The sequence below is a fragment of the Paenibacillus taiwanensis DSM 18679 genome, assembly GCF_000425125.1.
In the GTDB taxonomy this organism is placed as follows: Bacteria; Bacillota; Bacilli; order Paenibacillales; family Paenibacillaceae; genus Paenibacillus_B; species Paenibacillus_B taiwanensis.
Genome location: NZ_KE384308.1, coordinates 272404 through 295459, shown reverse-complemented (window position 1 = coordinate 295459; position 23056 = coordinate 272404). Strand labels below are relative to the sequence as shown.

The following is a 23056-nucleotide window of genomic DNA, read 5'->3' as shown; positions in this document are numbered from 1 at the left end:
TAAATCTAAAATGTATATAATCTGAATAATTATAAATTCAGTTCGAATTAAAGCAATCAGAACCGTTAGCGCCTTACCCTCAGGGGGCTTTCGGTTCTGATTTTTATGTTTGCTGTGTATTGACAAGTCGATCTAATCTATTAATAATAAGAATCGTTTTCAATTACAACGGATGAGGAGTTTTACGAGATGCGTTTTTCACAAGGATCGAAGCAGCAAATATTTACGTACGCAGTTGTCCTTTATACGAGCGCCTTCGGTCTATTGTTATTTGGCGCGCACACTTACGTACTAAGTATGGATCGATTGTGGAGAGGCGTATCTTCAGGTTGGCAACGAACACCTTTATTGGTTTCAGATGCTCCTTTTCAAAAAAAGATTGACAACTATTAAATTTTAATTAATAATTTGTCCTGCATATAATTGATACTGAGAATCATTTTCATTTTAGCGGCATTGTATATCGTCGAATACATAATAGGGGAGTCACACCAATGAGACAGAAACAGAAAATATTTAATGTGCTCGTATCTACGAGTTTGCTTGCATCTTTAGTTTTACCAGCATGGGTATCCGCAGACAATACGCTTCAGCCAGCCCCGATTGACTTCTCGCAACAGCATGTTGCTGTTCAACGCACCACGCTAACGTCACCTGCTGCAAAAGCAGCGAGCGTAACGCAAGCTGTTTATCAAATCGTATCCGTGGAGGCTATTCCAGACTCCTCTTATCCCTATCGGACACGAGCGTTTGAATTTTCCTTACCGGATAAAGTAAAAGTACAGCTAAGCGATGGCAGTGAAACGGAATTGTATGTGGGTTGGTCCTTTCATGCATACAAACCGGACAACGGTACGGGTGGGGCTTTTGTAGCAGAAGGAACACTGCGGGAAAATCCTTGGGGGAATTCGCTCCCCTCCAACATTGGGAACCCCAATCATATTAAAGCTACAGCCAACATTGTAATAGACGCACCAAAGCAAGTTGTAAGTATAGCCGCATTACCGGATATAGGCGATGTCCTGAACGGCACTAGCTTCTACAGCCTCGACCTGCCAGATGAGGCCGAAGTGACACTTGATGATCAATCAGCGGAGATGGTCGCTATTACATGGGAACAAAGCGGGTATACATCGGAAAAGAAAGAAGCGCACAGTGTAGAGTTTACAGGGCGATTGGGTGATCGATACGGATTGCCAGTCGGGATAGAAAACAAGGCAGCACTTCAAGCCATGTGTGAAAGTTTCCTTTAAAGCTGCACGGATCATAACAGGGTTTAAGCCAGTTGAAGTAAGTGGTGTACCTTATCGGACTGCTAAAACAGCAGATGCATTAGGGCTTCCTGAGAAAGTAACAGCATTTCTCGACGATCAAACGGAGATGGATGTGCCGATTAAATGGGATGTGGAAAGAAGTTACTACAATCCGGACAAGCTGGACGCGCAAACGTTTGAAGTTACGGGGAGGGTTGAAGGTAACATCGATGGATTACAAAACCCGAATTCCGTCGCAGCAAAAGCGACCGTGAAAGTTGCAAAGGCGATTGAAGTGACGGATATAGGTACGATCCAAGTAGCACATGTGCCTAACGGCATTAGTAAAACAGCATTTGCCTTTTATTTGCCAAAACAGGCGGATGTTAAGTTAGAGAATGGGACGCAAGCCAAAGTTGACGTTACGTGGGAGCTAGCAAATTCAACATATGACCCTGACCATACACAGCAGCAAGCTGTAGAAGTGAAGGGAACGTTCGTTCATCTTCCCATTGGGGCGGCAGCATCTCAAGTACAACTAAAGGCAAACGTCCAAGTTGATGCTATGCGTTACGTGGATCGGGTTCATTCGAAGATTGCGATTACGGGCATTAACAACGGTTCTGCTCCAACGGCGGATGCTTTTAGTTTACCTAAGCAAGTGACAGTTCAATTAACGGATGGCAGTCAAATGAATACAGACGTACTATGGCATTTAAGCAGCATTCGATATGATAAGCGGATTACTAGTGACCAAACCTTCACTGTAACGGGATCGCTTATAAACTTGCCAGTTGGGGTGAAGTCGAATACGATTCAAGCGGCTGCTAGCGTGCAAGTAAATGCACAAGCTACAGCAGTTGCTCATACAAACGTGAAGTTGAGTGACGTTACCGTGATGAAGCCTGGGCGTGTAACAACTGAAGTGTGGGGCGAATTTTTTTTGCCATTGTCTGGTGCGGTTACAGGTTCAAATGGTCAACCGATCAATGGTCCAGGTACAGCTCTTATGGTGCTTCAAATGTACATTGATAACGAAGAAGTAAGAACCATTGATTATTTAGGCCGGAGCCTTGCATTAAATACGAAGTTGTACGTAGGGTGGAGCAATGAGGATGTGTTTGGTGAAGCAGCTAATGTGTTAAAAGCGGCTTTATTACATCATCCCAAAGGTAAAAACTATGAAGTGATGACATCTGACTCGCCAGCAGGTATTATTATTAAGCAAAAGTCAGGTAGCGGTTCTGATGAGGATGTATACCTAAGTGTAGTGGACAATGGAAAAGGTCCAGCAGTAGAGGGATTAGTGTGGGATGACATGCAAACTAAAACTGCTGGACAATTCGGTCAAACTGGCGTGAACGCTCAATTTAATCTTTCAGTACAGACGGGTGCAAACGCCACTGGTCATCTAATTGTGCATGTAGCTGATGGGACGATTGACAAGCAACTAGCGGTGGCGGTAAACGCGCAGGATGACGCAGCTACTGTTGCTCAGAAGATGGCAGACAAGCTGCTGCAAGATGCTGAAATTGCGCATGCCTATTCGATAAAAGTGGCTGGACAGTTACTAGAATTTACTGCGTTGGCAGAAGGGGCTATAAAGGCCGAAATTTCAGTTGTAACACCTGATTCAAATAATGCGGGTGGATCCGGCTCCATTATGAACGGAGGCAGTACAATTCCAAACAGCAGCGCAGGTATTACGACTGACAACAGTGACAAACAGACAACTGATCCACGTAATAACAGTACTAACGCAGGTTCTGATGGAAGTGGAGAGCAAGCAAAGGCGTTTACGGATTTGCAGAAGCACAAATGGGCTCAAAAATCGATCGATTTATTAAGCAGCAAAGGGATCATTAAAGGAACGTCTGCACAAACGTTTTCGCCGGCAGCAGCGATGAAACGTGGTGACTTTGCGCTGCTGCTGATGAAGTTGTTTCATTTCTCAGCTCATACAAGCACTGCATTTAATGATGTTCCACCAAGCAGTTACTACGCCGAGGCTATATCAAGCCTGAATTCAGAGGGGATTGCACAAGGTCTTGGTGGAGGCAAATTTAATCCTGAATCATCTATTAGCAGACAAGACCTGATGGTCATGCTGCATAAAGCGTTGACGAAGTCGGGTATTCCACTCCAAAGCGGAAATTCCAGTGTACTGCTTCGCTTTACAGATGCAGACAAAGTACAAGATTATGCCAAAGCAGCTGTGCTGACGATGCTTGCTGAAGGCATTGTTAAAGGAGACGGCAGTAAGCTGCATCCAGCCGACTTGGCCACAAGAGCAGAAGTGTCTGTAATGCTGGAGCAAGTGCTCCATAAGCTTTCGACCGTTAAATAATCTCATTACGGAGTCTAGCTGATGCCACTCATGAAGATACAGTGAGTATCTAGCGAGTGGCTGTTAGCCTCCTTTTTGAATAAGTTTGGCGCACTGATGTATGATGATGAAACCGTGCGCTAGCATGTAATATCGTCTTAATTGCTTTCATATCCAAAAATAAATGTACTGTAGAGGAGATTTTATTATGAACTTACGCAAAGCAATCCCGGCCATGCTGATCACATCGACATTGTTAATGTCTGGCTGCAACTCACAATCGGTGGCAGAAGAGAAAAAACTAGCAGCACAAGCAAATGAACAAACGACGACTACCACCCCGGCAGTAGCAGACAAAGCAGACTTTAAGGATGCGATCGAGCAGTATCGTAAATACGTGATTGAGGAATGTGATCGCTTTGTAACGCTGACAGGTGAATTTGTTGCGGCTGTCAAGACAGGTGACATGGAAAAAGCTAAATCGTTGTACGCACCTGCGCGGATGCATTATGAGCGAATTGAACCGATTGCAGAAGCACTGGGAGATCTGGACCCGAACATTGATGCGCGTGATGGCGACGTGGAGGAAAAAGACTGGCGTGGATTCCACCGCATTGAACAAGCCCTCTGGGACAAAAAGACGACAGACGGACAACAAGCATATGCTGATCGTTTGTTAAGTGACGCGAAGCTGCTTCGTGCCAAAGTAGAGACGACTGAAATCGAAGCATCGCTGCTTGTGACGGGAGCTGTTGAATTACTAAATGAAGTTTCTACTTCTAAAGTGACGGGTGAGGAAGAACGTTACTCACATACAGATTTGTACGATTTTGCAGCTAACGTTGAAGGGGCCCAAAAAATTTATGAACTATTAAAGCCGCAATTAGAGAAAAAAGATGCTGAGCTTGACAAGCAAATCGAGACGAGATTTAAAGCTTTAACCGATGAATTGGCACCCTTCAAAAAAGGGGAAGGGTATGTTTCATACACGGAACTGACTAAAGAAGACGTGCGCAGGCTGAGTCAGAACCTCGATGCACTGGCAGAACCGCTTTCACATATGGGAAAATTGTTGGGAGTGTAATCGATGGCCAATCGTGTTAGAACCAATTCGTCGCCAGGCAGTACAAGGCATAAATGTGTACAACCTGTGCGCTGTATGTTGTTCCCATTTCGTATAATATCACGTACTTCCCGTGCAATTGGACGTACGTTAGCAGTAGTTTTAGTCGTGAGTATGCTGTTGATGCCGACTCGTATCCTATTGGCAGAGGAAGCTGCGGCAACAGTTGATCAACTACTGCCGTTGGTTGGCGGAGCGCTCGTTGAAACCGGACAGCAAAATTGGGCGACAGCGGCCGCTGAGCTGAAGCAATTTTCTCAGTTGTGGGACGATATGAAAGATCAAGCACCTGCTGCGCTTGCAACCGACATTAACGTTCACTTAGCAGCTGCAATCGAGTCTGTGCAGCAACAAAATGCAGCAAAAGCAAAAGAGAGCTTGTCAGCATTAGCCAACAAAGTGAATGCGTATGTAGATGGTGCGCAGAGCACGAAAGACAAGCCTTCAGGCAAAGACGCAGCTGAGTTATTACTTGGTATGGTCAAGAAAACGCATGAGAGTTTGACTCAAGGCTCCATCGAACAAGCGCAGACGGATTATCGCAAAATCGTGAATGATTGGAAGAAGATTGAGAATCCGATTCGTAACGATAATTTTGCCGTATACAGTCAACTTGAAACGAAGATGACGCTAATCCGAGTTGCTTTGCAGGCGGACCCGCCCAAGGCAAAGCAAGCCCAGAGTGAATTAACACATCTGATTGCCATTATTAAAGATTACAAAGCGGGTAAGATGGACGGAACTGCTGGCCAAGCCGCACAGACGCATCGATTATCGGATGTGCTTGTACTGCTTCAGCAAGCGGATCAAGCTCTACAAGCCAATGATGCTGACCTTGCTTCGCAGCATGTACAAGCCTTTATAACGATCTGGCCTGCGGTTGAAGGAGAAGTTTCGATCTCGTCGACTACGGTATATACGGATACGGAAAATCAGATGTCCGAAGTACAAGGTTATTTGCTTTCCAGCCCTCCTCAAGTGGAACAGGCTCGAACTGTAATTGGAAAGATGCTGCCTGCACTTGAAGCGATCGCAAGCACGACGTCCTACAACGCATGGGATGCAGCCGTCATTTTGCTGCGTGAAGGTCTTGAAGCCATTTTAGTATTGGCCGCATTGTTAGCTTACGTTAAACGGACAGACAACAAGACGGCACGTCATTTTATTTGGGCAGGTGCAGGAACAGGACTGGTAGTTAGTGCTGTGCTGGCTGTTCTCCTTACGTATACAATTGCGCAAGTGGCATCTGGAAGCACACGTGAACTGATTGAAGGAATTACAGGTTTATTTGCGGTTGTGATGATGCTGACGATCGGAAACTGGCTGCACAGCAAATCCAATATGCAATCCTGGAACGCTTATATTGGTAAGCAGGTGGATGGGGCGTTAGCAAAAGGAAGTTTGTGGTCTTTATTTGCGGTATCTGGATTAGCTATTTTGCGGGAAGGGGCCGAGACAGCAATCTTCTATGTGGGAATGGCGCCATCAATTGAGCCGCTTCAGCTTGTTCTCGGTATTGCAGGAGCTTTGCTTGTCTTAGTCATCCTCGGATTTGCACTGATCTATTTCAGTGCCAAGCTGCCGATTCGTCCATTCTTTATGGCAGCTACTGCTCTTATTTATTATCTTGTCGTTCGTTTCCTTGGTGAAAGTATTCATTCGTTACAAATTGCAGGTCAAATTCCAGCGCATAGTGAAGTTGGACTTCCATCTGTGAGTTGGCTCGGTGCTTATCCAACATGGGAAACGTTTGGCGCGCAAATGATCGCGCTGCTAGTTATCGCTTATTTGTGGCTGCGCGGAAGCCGCCGAACGAGGAAGTAGCAGTTAGAGTGCTCGCGTGATGAGCCGAGGTATAACGCCTTTTTCAGCAGCGGCATCAAAAAAATAAAGCAGGATGCATATTATGGATAAAGATTGATAATAATTATCATTAGCAGTAACAAAGCTTTACAATGTAACAGGGCAGCTCTTCTAAAAGAGCTGCCCCCGTATCCATTACACTTTCGCTTCAAACGTTTTGCAATCCGTTTCCTCGGAGTTGTTAGCCTGTTTGCCACGGTTACTAACCACATAGATCGAGGAAGCGCTGCATTTGTTGCCTGGTGCCCAGAACTTACAGTTGTTCACTTCACACAATACATCTTTTGCCATTGTTTATCACCACCTTCCTATTGTTATAGGATGGACGGGATGAGTATCATTTTATACTATAAAGAACCCTTCTTTTTATGAGGGGTTCTTTGTGCGGCTTAAATGAAGCAAATATAATGAAGGAAACATATTGAATGAGCGCATCAAGCAATTCTGGTTTCTAGTCCATTGGAAAAATGATTATGGGTATTTCAAAGTGGTGTCGGATGCTGTTTTGTGACTAGTCCTAAGCGTAACTTGCTCATGTTGTAAAGAGAGATATGACACATGTGAGGGGGAAATATGTAGTGTTTACGTGCATAAACCTAACATTTGTTCATGAATATTTTTCTTTATGGAACTATCTATTCCTTGTATACTCATATTTAGTCTCCATTATAAATGGTTAACAGGCGAAGGTACTGACATGGACCAGAGTAGAAGGCTAGCTTGCCTTTCATTCTGGTTATTTATATCATACAGAAATAAGGAAGTGGCTCATGTTAGACAAGAGGCAATCGCAGCAAAGAAGTACACAAGTGTTGGAAGGCGAAGCTGTTATTGCTGCACTGGAGCAATCTCTGGCTATGATCGAATTTAATGTGCACGGTGAAGTGTTATGGGCGAATCAACTCTTCGCTCAGGCAATGGGCTATCAGACGGATGAACTGCCAGGCAAACATCACCGCCAATTTTGTACGCCCGAATATGTAAATAGCAGTGAATACAATTCGTTTTGGCATAATTTGCGGAGCGGACGGAAGTTTCAAGAGAAAATTGTTCGTGTAGCCAATGGTGGACGTCTCATTTGGCTTGAGGCAACATATATGCCGATCCGCAATGAGGAGGGGCAAGTGATTGCCGTCTTAAAAGTAGCAACGGACATTACGGAACGTGAAGCAATCGCCACCCAGGTTATGCAGGAACTACAGCAAATGGCTGCTGATTTGCTGACGCGAACAGAGGATGGGATTAGACGCAGTCAACAAGTAGTGCAGACGATCGACCATGTAGCAGTTGATCATGAAACAAATTTACAGTTTCTTCGAGATTTGGAACAACAAACGAGTGCTGTGCGCGGCATCGTAAAGACGATCCAGCAATTTGCTACGCAGACGAATTTACTTGCCTTAAATGCGGCGATTGAAGCAGCGCATGCTGGAGAGCATGGCCGTGGTTTTAATGTCGTTGCCACTGAAGTACGCAAGTTAGCTCAACATGTACAAGAATCTGCCAAAGCGATCCAAACGACCGTAAACGACATTTCAGACCAGGTTCAGCGTGTTAATGGCAGCACTACAAATTCCCAAATAGCGATAAGCAGCAGCCAAACCGAAATACAGTTAGCTGTAGCAGAATTTGTTGGAATCGGAGATGCAGCAGTTCGTTTAGAAGCCCAAGCTCAAACATTAAGTAAAATGGTCTAAACTTAGCAACATGATACAAGATACGAAGCGATAGTATAAATTTCATGCAGGCAGTGACTGTGAACAAGGAGGAAGTAGATGAGGCTATGGCATGAGCAGCTTATTCCAGTGCTTCCAAGGGCACAACTGCTCGGGCAGCATCGGGAATGTGCCGCACTTCGCGGTAACGGCTGGAAGAAGAAACATCGAACGGTGGACTACGTTTTTCTGTATAGTCCATTTAAATTGTATTTATATCATGTACATATTATGGATGAAATGAAGCGACGTGGGTACCGTGTGGACCCGTTGTGGTATGATGCCAACTATCGCGGCAAAACATGTGACCCGTGGGACGGGCTTATCGCGGATATTTATGATGCAGGCACATACATTTATCCAGAGCATAATCAGGCTTACCTGGAGGAATGTGTGTCTAACTTGCAGGCAAAAGGCATTTCCATAGAGGGATAAGCCGAACCAAGGCTAGGATCGGTGAAGCCATACAAAAAAGGGACAACTGCAAGCAGCTAAGTGCTTGCAGTTGTCCCTTTTTCTGTATGTTTGAAGGATTGTAAGTTGAGAAAGGACTTTACTCGTTCTACAGCTGATTTATTTTTGCTTGACGAGCACAATACCCGCAACTATAACTGCGAGGCCAACCCATGTTTTCCAATTCGGTATTTCTTTCAGAAACAAATACCCCATAATGATCGAAATCACAATTTCCATACATTTGGCAGCGACTAACACGTAGCTTAAATTTTCAGTGGATTTGAGACCGAATTTTACCCCATACCCAACACTCATGTTAGCGACTAGAAAGATAGGAATCATGCACAATTGGAACTTCAATGTTGACCAGAAGTGGGCGTCAATATGTTTGCCTTGATAGGAAAAGACGAAGTTAATGGCAAAAAGACCTCCAAATAAAAGTATGACACTGTACAAGTAATACATAAGTACCTCCTTTCAAACGGGTTACGGTGATGCAAATGAATCCGAATATGTGCGCTATCATAACTCGTTTGAGATTAATGTTTCCTAATGCCAACAATTTTATCCTTGCGCATAATCAAGACAAGAAGTTAATGTGTTATAGGCATTTTACTTTTTCATAACCACTTCACCTTCGGTTGCTTATACAATAAAGCGGAACCCGCCAAGAGCGTCAGTTACCTAGTTGCTCGTTATGGCGTTCATACAGGTTCATATTTGTGAAATCGATACCTGTATGTTCTGTTAAATCCGTAACGAAGAAAGAAGTGGAGTAAGATGCAAACTGAACAACATGGAGTCACCAAAGGGCAAAAAAAACAATTAACAACTAAAACGAAAAGGTGGGGGGGAACATTCATTTGGCTAGGACTTGCAGCTCTTTTGATGCTGAGTGTCTTTGTTTTTCGGAAGCAGTTGGCCGTGTTTACATTTGATGTTTTGATGTCGGGTGTAGTCGAAAACAAATTAAACGAGTCGTACATGCCTATTGAAGGTCGGGAGGAAATAGATCGGAACACAACAGAGCCCTTTTCCGTACTGTTGCTTGGCGTAGACCAACGTAACGATGAGATTGGGCGTGCGGACACGATTATTTATGCGATTGTTCGTCCACTGGACAACAAAATACTGTTTGTTTCTATTCCACGCGATACGTATGCAGATATCGTTGGGCATGGCTCCGCGGACAAATTAAATCATGCTTATGCATTTGGAAGTGTAAAAGATAACAGAGCAGGCGGTCCACAGATGACAATGGCTACGGTCAGCAAGCTTTTGGAGCAAGACATCGACCATTATGCAACGATTAACTTTGAAGGCTTTAAAGACGTTGTAAATACGATGGGTGGAGTAAAGTTGCCTATTTATGAAGATATCGTGAATAAAGCAGTTGTGCATGACAAGTTCCATATTAAAGCAAACAAGCCGTTATACAACGGACTTGAAGCTTTAAATTATGTGCGTTATCGGGAAGATTCTGATATGAATCGAACTGAACGACAACGCATATTTCTAAAAGCGCTTATGGATCGGGCAATTGAAGTACAACAAATAAGTAAAATTACGGCTCTTATGGATATAATGGGTTCCAATTTCACAACAGACATGAAGCCGCGTTATATCATCGAGCTTGCCAAAACGATGTTTCAAGCAGAGAGTCCCCCAACCATAAGCAGCTACATGCTTCACGGAGAAGGAAAACGAATGGACAATGTGTGGTATTATATCCCTGAGGAAGAGGATATCCAGTATATTAAAACGTTAACAAAGGAATGGTTAAATCCATTAACAGCACCAGCGGAACTTCTCATTCCTCGTCTTTATAAGTAACGACAGGCAAATAAAGGAGTTGATGGCATGCTGCCCATGCTTTTTCGAACAGCCGAATATGGCTCTAAGCAAAGAGTTGTAGCATACCTTTGTTTGGAGCTTGCCCCTCATTAACAGGCTGCACCTCTTTGCTTCTATATATGTGAATTGGTTATATAGATAGGAGCGAAGTAATGAATTATATTAACGCACAGGAAATATTACCAGAAGAGTTGTTGTGTGTAGTACAACAATATGTACATGGCAGCTATTTATATATTCCGGCTCGACCGGAAGAAAAAAGACGGTGGGGAGAAAGAACGGGCTCGAAACAGCTGCTACAGCAGCGTAACGATGCGATCTCACAGGCATATATGAACGGGGCCTCGATTAGATCGCTTGCACAGCAATATTTTTTGACGGAACATAGCATTAGAAGAATTGTACGTGCACACAAACGTGAACAACTTTGATGCGGTAATAGACTTGTCCTTTTATTGGGAAGGCGATTGCTTTAAACTTATGGGTATAGAGCAGTTTAGTCGAAAGGACGTTTATCGTATGAGCAACCACGTTGTACTGAATATTGAATTTGAGTATCAAGGACAGCAGCAAGTGATTTCCCCTGTGTTCATTCAAGATGAGTCAGATACGATTCTTGTTGATTGTGGGTATCCTGAATTTTTGCCTAAAATAGAACAACTGGCAGCTCGTCATCACATAAGTATTGCATCGATTACGAAGATAATTGTAACACACCATGATATGGACCATATGGGATCACTTGCGGCTTTGAAGCGGGCCTATCCCGAGGTTACCGTCATTGCACATGAACTTGATGCACCTTACATTGCAGGTAAGCGCAAATCGCTTCGTCTGGCACAAGTGGAATCAACATGGGGAGAATTGAGCACTGAAGACAAGCAAGGTGCGGAGCAGTTGAAGCGATTACTGCAATCTGTTGAGCCGGCTCCTGTTGATCAAACTGTTCGGGATCAGGAAAGACTGGACTTTTGTGGTGGAATGGAGATCATTCATACGCCAGGGCATATGCCAGGCCATATCTCATTGTACTTGCCTGCGAGTAAAACGTTGATTGCAGGAGATGCTGTTGTCATTCAGGAAGGAAAATTAGCCATTGCAAACCCTGAATTTACGTTAGACTTAGATGAAGCGGTTCGGTCTGTCCGTCGATTGCTGGCTTATGATATCGATCAGCTCATTTGCTATCATGGCGGCTTGTATAAAGGCCACGTGAAACAAGCATTACAAGCACTGCTACAGACCTATGAATCATAAATAAAGCCCAATGTTGGGCCTAATGATGTTCCCCCTTTAGGTAGTCGCCATTTGTGGACAGATGAAGGGGGATTTTGTCGTGTAAATTCGTATAAATAGGTTTGGGGTCATGCGACAAAAGCGCTTGGTTATGTCTACTTGTACAGCATAAGGCGGGTCACTTTTAGCAGGCTGCAACACATATAATTGGAGCGTGAATCGTATCGTGATGAGGAGTGCGTCTTATGCAAGCATGAAACGCATACCAAATGGCATTTAGGAGAGATGACATTGAAAAACGGTACAGACAGCGCATCAAAGTTGATCTTGGTTGCACGTAGTGGAGGTTTTATTTTATGTGTAACAGCTTTTATGTTGGCAGCAGCACTTGCTCAGGGCAACTACAGTAACGTATTTGCACAAATGATGCCCCAAAACTTGCAGCTAAATAAAGCAGCATCAGACAATGCAGTGGATAGGGATACAAAGCTAATTTCATGCAGTACAGCGACCTGTTTGAGCAGTGCATTAAAAACAGCAGGGTCAGGCACAACTATTGAGCTTGCGTCAGGTACGTACAAAGGAAATTTTTCTTCAGATGGAAATGGAACAGGATCAGAGCCTATTACAATTCGAAGTCAAGATCCTGATCATCCCGCTGTGTTATCGGGATATGGTACAAGTTCAGGATATAGCTTACGCATCCGTGGAGATCACTGGATTATTCGCGATCTACAAATGACCAATGCGCAAAAAGGGATCATTTTGGACCATGCAGATTACACGCTCATTAGTGATGTTGAAGTCTACAATATTGGCTATGAAGGTGTACATTTTCGCGATAGCAGTTCTTACGGCACGATTCAGAACTCCCGTATCCATCATACGGGCAGAACGTCGCCTGGCTTTGGCGAAGGTGTGTATGTAGGTTCTGCAGAAGGAGGTAGCTATAATCAGGCGACGCATTACAATACGATTCGGAACGTCATCATTGGCCCACACGTAACAGCGGAGCATATTGATATTAAAGAACGGACTATAGGTACACTTGTAGAAAACTGTACGTTTTACGGAGAAGGAATTAGCGGCATTAATTATGCCGATAGCTTCATTGATATAAAAGGAAATGACGCGATCATTCGTGGGAATGTGGGTTACCAATCTAATAATTATAATATGGTAGATGCGATCCAACTGCACGAAATTGTATCTGGCTGGGGAATAGGCAGTCAGGTGTCCCACAATACTTTATATATGGATAATCCGACTGTATTTTTACTAGCAGGTTACGGAAATACTAGTGCGTTTGCGTCACAAAATATGCGTAGTCCAGCTGGCAATATGTATAAAGGGAATATTACGGTTCATTAACAGTTTTGTGTGGGGCTCATGTAAACAAGTGTATATAATAGTATAAAAAAGTACCATTTCATAGGTTCGTATTCTTATATGTTAAGCTGCGATTTGTAGTGGTGAACCAAGGAACAGAAAATGCGATCAGCGGTGAAGCAACCATCAAAAAAGGTACAGATAGCTGATTCGGTACTGCGCATTAGCTCACGTAAATCGAACTATACGTGTTAGCATAAGGCAGCCCGAATCCGCTCTGTACCTTTCATTTTATCCGACTCTGATGTGATGTGAGACGTTAACTGCTAATTTTGTTGTTGGGCCGTATCTACGGGAATAAATTCAATTTTGTCGATGATAATATTTGCATTTGAACTTGTATTTACAAGCGTTAGTTTACTATCTATCGTAGGTTTGAAAGTGCCCACGTTAAAATAATGCAAATGGTTACATTGTAAATTTTCAAGTGATGAGGTTGTGGAAGGCAACGTACTTAAATGGGTCTCATCATTACATATTGTATTTAGGGAACAGTCGGACGTAGAAACATAACATATTCGAATATGATAATTTGTTTCTGGCGCCGATACCTGAAAAGGTATAACGAGTTGTCCATTTGGTTGCAGACTTACGAGATCCCCGCCCGTAAATCCAGGTCCTGCGATGATGGTACAATGGGATGAGGGACTTGCTTTAACAGCAGGTACTTGAGTAATTTGATCTGGTGCAACTAAACTACGTCGACTCAAACTTTTGTGTGTCCAACCATATACGACTACAGAAGAACGACGATCAGCTACTATTTGTCGAAGTCCTCCTCTTATATTAACAGGATTACTTAATATATGCGTATAATCTTGTGCGGTTGGTGTCGCTGAATTTTCGCCAGGTAAAAAGCTTTGAAGATTCATTACTACCGGGTTGTCCAATCCACTTTGTCTAATATAGCCTTGATAAACAGATCTTTGGGAGCCCTGACTAGCGCCATGAAAAAATTCAGCTCGGTTCACGCCATACGAATTATTGTTTAGATTACAGGCTTGAGAATCTATTCTAAATATTTCTAAACCCGAAATGTTTTGAATAGAGTTTGTTGTTTGACCTGAATTTTGACTACCCGTTGTGAACATATTTTGATTGCCATACCATACCCTGGCTCTATGGGTATTAGGAGAGACAGGTAAAGTAAGGGGACCCGTAAATATACTCATATGATTCAAAGAAAGTGGAGACGAGGGGGTTGGCATTTCACTTTCTAGCGTTGAAAAATTAGCTTGATTCCGCCAATCAAACCAGCTTAATCTGTTGCCGCTTCCACGATTTACAAAACCAATCGGGTCTGTATAAACGGTTCTGCTTAATTGGACAACGGTTGCGTTCGGATACCTTATAGTATCAAGCGCTGAAAATAATGACACAACATCTAGTACCATTAATGTCATATCTCTTCTGTATCTATGAAATTCCAACCAATTGACAGCCGTATTGCCTCGTTGTCTGATTTCATTTAAACCTTGATTATACCAATGTGTGCAGTAATGGGTATAAAGACCAATAAGTTGTTGTAATCTTACTGGATAATTGATATGTGGTGTCGTATTAAACAAGCCCCAGCTAGCCCCATATCTGCTAGCATCCCTTAATATAAGTAAATGAAGATAGGCAGCATTTACAAAAGAAGGTAACAGTAACACTTGAGCATCTTGTCTAGCTAATGAACCACCATGTGTCAAGGACCCCCGCGTTAAGATACGTTCGAATTCGGAATCTGCAATACGAAAACGAGTGCGAAGTTCCTCCGCGGTAGCAGCATTAGGGTTATTGTTCCAACTGCGTAAAGCATGCAAATAGAGATCATATACAGCCACTGAGCCGTTAAAATCTGCAATCCCGTCGTTCAATACAGCTTGACTTACACGTAAATTAATTATGGATAGTAAGTCACATATTGACAAGTCCGAAATAGAGCTTCCATTACTGCCTGTCCCCATTCTCCTTATAAGATTAAAAGCTAACGAAATACTTCCAGTAAGCGTAGGCGCCGCAAGCAAGGAAATGATGGATGTTCCTATGGATACAGCCTGACCGATTGCACCTCCAAGCGTATTAACCCACTGTGCAATCCCTCTGTTTTGACAAGAATTGAGATTCAAAGCGGAAGAATAGCTGTTATTTCCCGCATAAGACACGCTTGATGGATCGATACTACTTTCGGAACCATTTACAATTTCACTCTCAGTTTCAGTTTTATTACCGTCTAAATCCATATATCCCACTCCTTCGTATGTATTCCCATTTCGATTTCTACTACACTATCTAATCTATATCCGTATAGTTCTAAGTATTCGTAAATTAAATATTTGTACAACGAAACGAGGACATGTTAAAAGGGAGTGTCTGCTCTTTTAACTAGCTTGGCAGGGACGATTATATTCGACTAAAATGCTAGTTATGTATCCCCCTGACCACACGGTTTTGATGGTGAGGGGGATATACAGATTGGTATTATATTACTGTGTCACAGGCAGGGGAGCTAGTTACTTAGTAGCCAAGGATTGGCTTGCTAATAATGACAAGCAAGATAAACAATACGAGAATAACACCAGCACTTGTAAAACCTCCACCAAATGCACCATAACCACGAACTTCAGACACAGACATCCACCTCTCTTGATTAAATTCGTTACCGTACAATTGTATGTAGGTGACATGAATCATGATTGGACGAATGGATAGTATTTCTGAGAAAAACAGTTCGATTTTAGTTTAATTACGCCTAATCACGGCTAAGTGAGCTACCAGCACAGATTAACCGCCAAGCAGAACAGTAAGTAACGACGAGTTGAGGGCGGTACTAAACTGAACGACTGGATTGGAATCAACATGTAAAATAAAAATCGGGCTTGAATCAAACGATCTAGGTGGGTAACGAAGCTTAAGCATACTTCTGATGGAGTGAATACATATTGAGTTTTGAAAGACAAAAGTGTATCAAGCTAAGGGGGTTATCGCGTGTTGTGAGCTATTTGTTTGTTAAAATTATATTAAATGGGTTGACACTCGATTTTTGATGACATAGTCTACTAGTAGAAATTGATCTGGCCAGAGGATTTCTGAGTTTGTACAAACTCTACTTGAGAGGAATGAATAATGAAAATGAAGAAGTTTTGGTTCCTTGCATTGTGCACGTTGCTGCTGATGGCTTTGCCGATGCAGGCAGGTGCTAGTTCGAACGACAAACTGTTGGATCAAATCATTTCTCTCCACGGTAACGGCCTAACGAAGCAAGAGCTAAAGAAAAGTGTTGTTCAGATGGCAAAAGAAACTCGGTTGAGTGAGCAGCAAGTATCTGAACGAATTTATAAAGAATTGGTATCCAAACAATCGGGACAAGTAAATACGTTGTCAGCTGGCGGTGGCAGCGGCGGCAATTATCCGCTTGATCCAAGTCGTAAAGGCACGTTTTTCTTTCAGCCTGCTTCCACACTTGGCATACCGCATGGGCATGTTGGCTTCTATTACTCCAACAGTGAGATTGTTGAATCACACATTGATGGCGGGGTACGAAAAGTAAGCGTTTCCAGTAGAAGTGTAGCTAGTGGGGCTCGAATTCAAGCGGTTAACGTGACAACTAAAGCGCAAGATGAACTCGCAGCAGATTGGGCTAACGGCAAAGTCGGAGGCTCATACAACCTCAATTTCTTCAACAATCGCTCCTGCACAGGCAAATCCTTTAATTGTTCGCAGCTAGTTTGGTGCGCATTTAAGGAAAAAGCGAACATCGACATCGATCAAGACGGTGGTTGGGGTGTCTATCCCGTCGACATTCGTGATTCCAACAAAGTGAGCACACTTAAAACGTACTAAGTATTCGTATTCGTCATAAAGGGACCGTAATAAGGTTCAGACGAAATCGGAACCTTATTACGGTCTAATCCCACAATCACAACCTCATGCTTACCCAAACGGTTCAGACCTCTCTATTTTAAATGCCTATTCCTTCAATTGTTAAACTCATTATGTAAACTACCCCTATAATCGTGAACAGGAGCAACCACATGAGATGTGTGTTTACTAGTAAGCTTGTCAAAATTGTTGCCATTCTTGTTCTCGGTGCTGCATTCATTAGTACGATGGGCGGATGCGGCAGTGCTCCATTGACTACAACGCCTGAGTACAACGGCAATCCGCTAGCTGCGCTTTATTATTCAACTGACCTGCCACACGAGAAGTTAGGGGACGGGTTAAGTTATATGTTTCTCATAGACCAGCAAGGTACACTACTGACGCTCCCTTATCGCGGGTTAGAATTAAATTCGCTTATTCCTTTTCATAACCGGATATTATTACACCAAAAGAAGCAACTGCTAGCGATTCAAAATACGAAGTCTGCTGCGTCGACGTCTTATCATTATGAAGATACATGTAAGGTGTACGCAGGATATGGACAATCATCAGGACGGATCAACAACAACCGTATGTATTATGCATTATTTAACGGACGCTTTAGTGACGACCGACAGCATTACATTTCCACCATACGATGGGGCGACGAATCCAAACATTATTGTCAAAATCTAAATGAATATGTGGAAGTGTCGGGGGACGATGGAGCAGACGTCTACTTCATTTCATCAGACGTAGCAAATTCAAATATGAAATCGTTTACGAAAATGTCGCTTCAAGGAGATCAGGTCCTGACCGAAAAATCGTTTCTGGAGCAAAGTAAAGGCGAAGGCCGTTTCATGTTTACGAAGTTAATAGCTGATGGATCTGACATGCTTGGTATTTATGCAGATTTATTAGGGGGCAAAGTAGAGCTAAACCTTATGCGGATAGACAAGCACCAGAAGGCTGTTGTTCAAAAGTACCCGCTGCTCCAATATGATGGCAGAAACACACACTATTACTTTTTTAATAAGGAAAGTATTTATGTCAAAGGAAGTAAAGTATATTTCGTTGATGGATATGGTGATGTATACGCGTACAATTTACCAGAGAAACGTTTAGAACTTCAATTTCATCTTAAAGATTATACACGTGAGTCGCGCCTGCAAGATGAAATGGTATATTTTGAACAGGATTACTTGTATTTTTTTCGCTACAATCCAAATACGTCACAACATCAGATTGAGCAATATAATTTGCAAGGTGAAATCAAAAGAACGATTAGCCTCCCAGAGCTGAGCAAGAAGCTAGGACAAAACACACTATTTTTGTATGATTTTAAAATATGGAATCGCTAATGTTGTGCATATCCAACATTGAAGTTATATTAATGCAACCCCTCAGGCCTGACGGCGGATGGCATATATCGTGTGACTGCTAGCTTGTAACGGGTTTACAGCAGTTGGGCGTTTGCGTGATGGTCATGGTCAGCACCTGAGGGGGAGCTTGCTGGTTAACAGAGAGGTAGTGTGTTATTAGATGAGAAACGGGATACCAAAGAAGGGGCATGCAAATAAGAGGGCGATAAAGGCGATCGATACGATAAATCCGCCGCCTCCAAACCCACAGCCTGGAAAAAACGAAGAAACAGACGCTTTGTCACGAAGCCGGGCAAGTTTAGCCTTAGCTTTGGTGCGAGCTGTCGGTACCGTTTCGGCCCCTTTATAGCTATCTCTGAAATATAACTTACCGTCTCGAACATCGGTTATCGTCCCGTAAATACACGTCCCATCTTGTTGGACTGCCCAAATCGATTTTCCGATATAAGATCGTATATTGGCTTCCACTACAGGTATAGCATGCATCTTTAATCACCTCATTTCGAGTGAAGTGCTCTACTATACATGTGTATGATGATAGGGTGAAGACGGTTTGGACGAATCGGAATTGTCGATTACAATAATGGCAAAATGTCGGTCCAAACGGCATCTAGTATAGGCTGCATACGATCTTCCTCACTGTTGATTGCAATGACAGCTTCGTAGTCGGGAAGGACAATACAGAACTGTCCATGCGCTCCATCTGCTCGGTAACCTCCGTGTGAACATCGCCAAAAGTGATAGCCGTAACCTAAACTCCAATCCACACTCCCTATCGTGTCAATCTGCTTGGCCGATGCTTGCTGTATCCAGTGTGCAGGCACGAGCTGTTCTCCTTCCCAAGTGCCATTTTGCAACAGTAATTGGCCAAATCGTCCAAGTTCCTCCGTACTGATCTTCAAACCAGCACAGCCCAGTGTAATCCCTAGAGGCGAAGTTTCCCACTTCACTTCCTTTATCCCTAGTGGCTCAAATAATCGCGGCGTCAAATAAGCGTGCACCGTTTCACCGACAGCAGCCTGCACCAACGCTGAAATCATAAACGTATCTCCACTGCTGTAAGTAAACTGCTCACCCGCAGGTCTATCCAGCGGCCGTGACAGGTAATACTTTACCCAGTCCCGTTCAGCTAAGGCTGCTCTTTCCTCAGCCCATAGCGGGGGCACGTCATGTCCCGTACACATTCGGAGTAGGTCACGCAACGAAAGCTGATCAGGGTGAAGAGTGTAGCCCTCCTTTATAGCAGGCGAGATCGGAGCACGAAAATATTGCCCTAATCTTGTGTCCATCGTCAGCTTGCCTTCCTCAATAGCTAGACCAACCGCCATTGCGGTAAATGATTTACTTATCGAATGCTGCAATCTTCTTGTATCTACTGTGAAATTCCAGTTCGCACGCAAAGCTCCTTTGTGGAGCACTCGCACGGAACGCACTTGAAGCTGTTGACTGGTTATACGATTTATAAAGCTAGAGAGCATATTCGACATACTGAACGGTGCCTTCTTCCCCTGCTTGTGATTTAATAGAAACGTTTTTATCAAAAGACCATATGAATATGTAGTCATCTTACAACTCTCCTAATAGAGTGTCAACATCATTTTAGTAAGCGCTTACTATTGACGAAAAAAGTAAATATATGTTTTAAATAGTGATTAAATAGAAGAATTAAAGTAACATAAATCACATCACAACCTTAAAAGAAAAAAAGATATTGACAGCAGCACACAACTGGAACTATGATTTAGTCGAAACGATTCGAATAAATCGCTTTCGCAGATGAATATGATGTTTTTATTTGATATTTCGATAGCAGCAGGTGAGAATAGCAGCTGTTACTAAGCACGCCAACTTAGCTGCCTTTTGGGGTTTGCAACAGCAGGCTGCGATTTTAATTTACGTAAAATGAAAGGGATTACATATGGCGCATATCACGATAGAAACAGGCTCAAATACGTTATGCATGTCAACAAGTATCCATGTCGTCTATCCTTTAGAGGCGCGTCGCCCATCAAGCAGCACACTTTACCTGCTGCACGGCGCAGGTGACAACGCAAGCACATGGCAGCGCTTGACGACTATTGAAATGTACGCACAGCAGTATAATTGTACGGTCATTATGCCAGAGGCTAATCGAAGCTATTATACGGATATGGCGTATGGATTAAATTACTTTCAGTTTATGACAGAGGAGCTTCCCGAATTATGTGGACATTTGCTTCGATTGAACCCTGATCCGCAAAGGACATATGTTGCCGGATTGTCGATGGGAGGATACGGTGCTTTAAAATGTGCCCTTACGTATCCGAACCGCTATTCCAAAGCAGTATCGTTATCAGGTGTGACGGATATACAGCGGAGACTTCGAGATGGTGAGATGTCACACGGTATGATAAAAGAAATGCAGGCTGTATTTGGTAGGGAGTTAACGGTATCTCCTGAACAAGATTTGTACGCATTGGCGCAAGAGCGATTAAAGAATAAAGATTCGCTTCCTTCGATTTTATGCTGCTGTGGATCAAGTGATCCGTTTGTAGAGATGAATCGCAAATTTGCCGCTTACATGACGGACACGGCGTTTGATTTCAAATATGTGGAAGGTGCTGGAGCACATGATTGGCTGTTCTGGGAAAAGCACTTAAAAACCACATTTGAATTTTTGTTTACCCGTAACGAAGAGACAGAGAGGGGAGATGCGTTTTGAAATCTGCTGCTTTAGAGGGACCGGGGGGAAATGGAAAAGGACGTTCTAAGTTAGGGTCACTTTTCATTGAAATATGGAAACATCGTATGGTTTATACGCTGTTGCTTCCCGGATTAATTTGGCTGGTGTTGTTTGCTTATTTGCCTATGGGGGGCTTGTCGCTCGCTTTTAAAGAGTATAAAGCGAACCTAGGCATTTGGGGGAGCCCGTGGGTTGGTCTCGAAAACTTCAAATATGTATTTCGTGATCCGGCGTTTCTGGACTCCTTATGGAGAACGTTATATATCAACATCGTTAAATTGGTTATTCAATTTCCGTTCCCGATTTTGTTGGCGCTTATGCTTAACGAGTTGCGGATGCGGCGGGCAAAAAAATGGTTCCAGACTGTGCTTACGTTTCCGCACTTTTTATCCTGGATCATCGTGTCAGGGGTAGTCATCAATGTACTTGCTTATGACGGGCTACTGAACAGTACGTTGATGATGTTTGGCTTGCCTACAATTAATTTCCTAGGCTCAGAAAGTATGTTTGTGCCGATGATCATCTTTACAGATATTTGGAAATCAACAGGCTGGGGAGCCATCATTTATTTAGCTGCTATCTCAGGTATTGATCAGGACCAATACGAATCAGCCGAAATTGATGGCGCGTCTCGAATGCAGCAAATGTTCCGTATTACGCTGCCTAACATTTTGCCTACTGTGACAATTATGTTTATTTTGTCGGTGGGCGGATTGATGTCGTCAGGTTTTGATCAAATTTTTAACTTGGCGAACGCAGCAACCAAAAATGTATCGGAAGTGTTAGATGTATATATTTATCGGATTACGTTCCAATCTGCAACTGATTTCTCATTTTCAACAGCGGTAAGCTTATTCCGTTCTCTAGTAAATATGGCGTTGTTGTTGCTTGCTGACAGGGTCGCTAAGATGATGGGCGGAGACGGTCTATTCCGATAGGAGGGGGTGCAAGAGATGAGTAAAAAAGGAAAACGGTCTGGGTTCCGCAAAGGAAAAATGACGGCCCTTGACTATTTTATATTTGCAGTGCTGCTGGTCGTAGGCTTTATGATTTTGATTCCGTTCTGGAACGTCATCATGATTTCATTTTCAACGCAAAAGGAATATGCCGAAAATCCATTGATGCTATTTCCGAGAAATCCGACGCTCGCTTCCTATAAAGCGTTGTTTGCAGATGGCAGTATATTGGTTGGATATTGGAATACGTTTAAGCTGCTCATTGTGGGTCTGCCTTTAAGTTTATTTTTGACAAGCAGTATGGCATACGGGCTAAGCAGAGCCAAGTTCCCAGGGAAAAAGATTATTTTTTTCTTAGTTCTCTTTACGATGATTTTTAACGGCGGTATCGTACCGCTTTACCTCGTGATGAAGTCGATGCATCTTACAGGTACGCTGTGGTCTGTTATATTTGCGGGCAGCTTTAGTGCATTTAATATGATTCTGATGATGAATTACTTCCAGAGTTTGCCGGAATCATTAATGGAATCTGCACGACTCGATGGAGCTGGCGAATGGCGAATTATGTTGACCGTAGTTTTGCCGTTAGCTGCACCAATTATGGCCACGATTACGTTGTTCTATGGGGTCGCTTATTGGAATAGTTGGTATGACGCCATGATTTTCCTGCGCAAAGCAGATCAGCTTCCGCTACAGAACGTGTTACGAGCTATTATTGTTGAATCGTCTACCAACGCTTCTAACGCGGCCAGTGTTGATTCGGTTGGCAAGCAAGGATTTTCAACGGGAATGAAGATGGCTGCGGTATTTGTGACTATGGTACCGATTATGTGCTTCTTCCCGATGCTGCAAAAGCATTTTGCTAAAGGGGTATTAACAGGGGCTATTAAGACCTGATTAATGCGATATAGGTTTTTGGAACAAAAATCTAATCA

General features: G+C 43.2%; 22 protein-coding genes. 16 read left to right on the top strand and 6 right to left on the bottom strand.

The window, feature by feature from the left end:
- Positions 1–189: 189 nt before the first annotated feature.
- From H509_RS0119815 to H509_RS0119795, 5 genes are all read left to right on the top strand, one after another.
- Positions 190–393, top strand: a complete 204-nt coding sequence (locus H509_RS0119815) for a hypothetical protein (protein ID WP_028546614.1) — start codon at positions 190–192, stop codon at positions 391–393.
- Positions 394–494: 101 nt separating this feature from the next.
- The gene (locus tag H509_RS0119810) at positions 495–1253 is read left to right on the top strand and encodes an Ig-like domain-containing protein (protein WP_028546613.1); all 759 of its coding nucleotides are present in this window, start codon (positions 495–497) and stop codon (positions 1251–1253) included.
- Positions 1237–3600, top strand: a complete 2364-nt coding sequence (locus H509_RS0119805) for an S-layer homology domain-containing protein (protein ID WP_028546612.1) — start codon at positions 1237–1239, stop codon at positions 3598–3600. Before H509_RS0119810 ends, H509_RS0119805 begins: the two co-directional genes overlap by 17 nt.
- A 187-nt stretch (positions 3601–3787) precedes the next feature.
- Positions 3788–4663 (top strand): iron uptake system protein EfeO, encoded by an 876-nt coding sequence (gene efeO / locus H509_RS0119800; RefSeq protein WP_028546611.1) that lies wholly within the window; start codon positions 3788–3790, stop codon positions 4661–4663.
- Positions 4664–4666: 3 nt separating this feature from the next.
- A complete protein-coding gene (locus H509_RS0119795) occupies positions 4667–6526 on the top strand; it encodes an FTR1 family iron permease (protein WP_245596198.1) in 1860 nt (619 codons plus the stop codon).
- Between the two features lie 174 nt (positions 6527–6700).
- Here the strand turns inward: H509_RS0119795 and H509_RS27355 are convergent, their stop codons facing one another.
- Positions 6701–6856 carry a DUF1540 domain-containing protein gene (locus H509_RS27355; RefSeq protein ID WP_084159300.1) on the bottom strand — a complete coding sequence of 52 codons (156 nt, stop codon included), beginning with the start codon at positions 6854–6856 and terminating at the stop codon, positions 6701–6703.
- Between the two features lie 479 nt (positions 6857–7335).
- On the opposite strand from H509_RS27355, the gene H509_RS0119785 reads away from it, so the two are divergent.
- Both H509_RS0119785 and H509_RS0119780 read left to right on the top strand, forming a co-directional pair.
- Entirely contained in the window at positions 7336–8262 is a 927-nt protein-coding gene (locus H509_RS0119785) for a methyl-accepting chemotaxis protein (protein ID WP_028546609.1), read from the top strand.
- 78 nt (positions 8263–8340) lie between these two features.
- Positions 8341–8715: a TIGR02328 family protein gene (locus H509_RS0119780; protein WP_028546608.1), complete on the top strand. Its 375-nt coding sequence runs from the start codon at positions 8341–8343 to the stop codon at positions 8713–8715.
- Between the two features lie 138 nt (positions 8716–8853).
- On the opposite strand, the gene H509_RS0119775 is transcribed toward H509_RS0119780, so the two are convergent.
- Positions 8854–9201, bottom strand: a complete 348-nt coding sequence (locus tag H509_RS0119775) for an EamA family transporter (RefSeq protein ID WP_028546607.1) — start codon at positions 9199–9201, stop codon at positions 8854–8856.
- Positions 9202–9516: 315 nt separating this feature from the next.
- Here H509_RS0119775 and H509_RS0119770 point away from each other — a divergent pair, with 315 nt between their 5' ends.
- The 4 genes from H509_RS0119770 (at position 9517) to H509_RS26065 (ending at position 13197) form a co-directional block, all read left to right on the top strand.
- The gene (locus H509_RS0119770; RefSeq protein ID WP_051287442.1) at positions 9517–10569 is read left to right on the top strand and encodes an LCP family protein; all 1053 of its coding nucleotides are present in this window, start codon (positions 9517–9519) and stop codon (positions 10567–10569) included.
- A gap of 173 nt (positions 10570–10742) precedes the next feature.
- Positions 10743–11021 (top strand): CD3324 family protein, encoded by a 279-nt coding sequence (locus H509_RS0119765; RefSeq protein ID WP_028546605.1) that lies wholly within the window; start codon positions 10743–10745, stop codon positions 11019–11021.
- Between the two features lie 88 nt (positions 11022–11109).
- The gene (locus tag H509_RS0119760; RefSeq protein WP_028546604.1) at positions 11110–11847 is read left to right on the top strand and encodes an MBL fold metallo-hydrolase; all 738 of its coding nucleotides are present in this window, start codon (positions 11110–11112) and stop codon (positions 11845–11847) included.
- Between the two features lie 270 nt (positions 11848–12117).
- On the top strand, positions 12118–13197 hold the full coding sequence (locus tag H509_RS26065) for a right-handed parallel beta-helix repeat-containing protein (protein WP_245596197.1): 1080 nt from the start codon (positions 12118–12120) through the stop codon (positions 13195–13197).
- A 284-nt stretch (positions 13198–13481) separates the two neighbouring features.
- Here the strand turns inward: H509_RS26065 and H509_RS0119750 are convergent, their stop codons facing one another.
- Both H509_RS0119750 and H509_RS27815 read right to left on the bottom strand, forming a co-directional pair.
- Positions 13482–15443 carry an insecticidal delta-endotoxin Cry8Ea1 family protein gene (locus H509_RS0119750; protein ID WP_028546603.1) on the bottom strand — a complete coding sequence of 654 codons (1962 nt, stop codon included), beginning with the start codon at positions 15441–15443 and terminating at the stop codon, positions 13482–13484.
- 274 nt (positions 15444–15717) lie between these two features.
- The gene (locus H509_RS27815) at positions 15718–15837 is read right to left on the bottom strand and encodes a YjcZ family sporulation protein (RefSeq protein WP_211234366.1); all 120 of its coding nucleotides are present in this window, start codon (positions 15835–15837) and stop codon (positions 15718–15720) included.
- 489 nt (positions 15838–16326) lie between these two features.
- Here H509_RS27815 and H509_RS0119740 point away from each other — a divergent pair, with 489 nt between their 5' ends.
- Positions 16327–17043 carry a YiiX/YebB-like N1pC/P60 family cysteine hydrolase gene (locus tag H509_RS0119740; RefSeq protein ID WP_051287440.1) on the top strand — a complete coding sequence of 239 codons (717 nt, stop codon included), beginning with the start codon at positions 16327–16329 and terminating at the stop codon, positions 17041–17043.
- Positions 17044–17234: 191 nt separating this feature from the next.
- Positions 17235–18422 (top strand): hypothetical protein, encoded by a 1188-nt coding sequence (locus H509_RS0119735; protein WP_028546601.1) that lies wholly within the window; start codon positions 17235–17237, stop codon positions 18420–18422.
- A 177-nt stretch (positions 18423–18599) separates the two neighbouring features.
- Here H509_RS0119735 and H509_RS0119730 read toward each other — a convergent pair whose 3' ends face one another.
- Positions 18600–18929, bottom strand: a complete 330-nt coding sequence (locus H509_RS0119730; RefSeq protein WP_028546600.1) for a hypothetical protein — start codon at positions 18927–18929, stop codon at positions 18600–18602.
- Between the two features lie 89 nt (positions 18930–19018).
- On the bottom strand, positions 19019–20008 hold the full coding sequence (locus tag H509_RS0119725; RefSeq protein ID WP_245596196.1) for a serine hydrolase domain-containing protein: 990 nt from the start codon (positions 20006–20008) through the stop codon (positions 19019–19021).
- Between the two features lie 395 nt (positions 20009–20403).
- Here H509_RS0119725 and H509_RS0119720 point away from each other — a divergent pair, with 395 nt between their 5' ends.
- The 3 genes from H509_RS0119720 to H509_RS0119710 are packed head-to-tail and all read left to right on the top strand — an operon-like array spanning position 20404 to position 23018.
- Positions 20404–21144, top strand: coding sequence for an alpha/beta hydrolase (locus tag H509_RS0119720; RefSeq protein ID WP_245596195.1), 741 nt, complete (start codon positions 20404–20406; stop codon positions 21142–21144).
- Positions 21141–22103 (top strand): ABC transporter permease, encoded by a 963-nt coding sequence (locus tag H509_RS0119715; protein WP_028546597.1) that lies wholly within the window; start codon positions 21141–21143, stop codon positions 22101–22103. The genes H509_RS0119720 and H509_RS0119715 overlap by 4 nt, the downstream gene beginning before the upstream one ends.
- Before the next feature lie 15 nt (positions 22104–22118).
- Positions 22119–23018 (top strand): carbohydrate ABC transporter permease, encoded by a 900-nt coding sequence (locus tag H509_RS0119710; protein WP_028546596.1) that lies wholly within the window; start codon positions 22119–22121, stop codon positions 23016–23018.
- The last annotated feature ends 38 nt before the right edge of the window (positions 23019–23056 follow it).